Annotated in this window: 1 protein-coding gene; it reads right to left on the bottom strand. The window is 48.1% G+C overall.

Features of this window, described 5'->3' with window-relative positions; all coding sequences use genetic code 11:
- Positions 1-157: 157 nt before the first annotated feature.
- Positions 158-767 (bottom strand): DUF3644 domain-containing protein (locus tag F0155_RS23545; protein WP_342212486.1); only part of this gene is annotated, 610 nt, incomplete at its 5' end.

Below are 767 nucleotides of genomic sequence, written 5' to 3'. Positions count from 1 at the left end.
TGAAGCCAGTGAATCAGAAATCATCCAACAGCGCGAGGTTTTTGCGGGTGTCCAGGTGTCCTGTTGACTATTTGCTGATGCAGTTTCGCGGTCAAGTAAGATGAGGGAGTTGGAGTGGCGAAAGAGAGGGCGAGTCCGTTCTCAAATATAGAATTACCTAGGTGTATCGGTCGCCATTCTCAGCGCAGTGTTCGCGCACACGATCGATCCAGTTGTCAAACCAAACCCATGAATTCTTGTAGTCGCCCTCTTTTCCGTAAGGTGACTTCTCACGTTTTGCATTCAAGCTTTGCCACAAGCGCGTGTGATCCAATAAGCTAAAATTCGGATATCCACTTCCGTTAATACGGGCAACAACCTGGGTCGGCGTGTATCGTGTCTTGTCTACCTCCTTAAGGTGGACTGCTTTTACTGCCTCTGCCTCTTCAGATCCAACTTTGTAGAATTGGATTGCAGCATCAGCAGCGCTTTCCCTGTTCTTTACAATGGGAACAAATGCAACCCTGTAGCGATAGGCGGGATCTCCATATTCTTCATCTGTGAGGTTTTCTTCAAAGCTGTCTATCGAAGCTTCGATGTTTGCGGGAAGTTTCGAAGCTCGCTTTAAGGCAGCTCGCTGGTTCGGGTCGAAAGTCACAAATTGAAGAGCGATAGGAAGTCGCCTCTCTAGGCCGTACTGAACACCAAACAGATCTTTGATGGCATCGTTGAAATTGATCCTCCCCCTTTGAATTGGTCCGCCCCTATAGTTAGGAAACGGAGGATCA

Source organism: Roseibium sediminis (assembly GCF_008711325.1).
Classification (GTDB): domain Bacteria; phylum Pseudomonadota; class Alphaproteobacteria; order Rhizobiales; family Stappiaceae; genus Roseibium; species Roseibium sediminis.
Note: the sequence above shows the minus strand (reverse complement) of the source record. Positions and strands in the feature narration are given on the sequence as shown.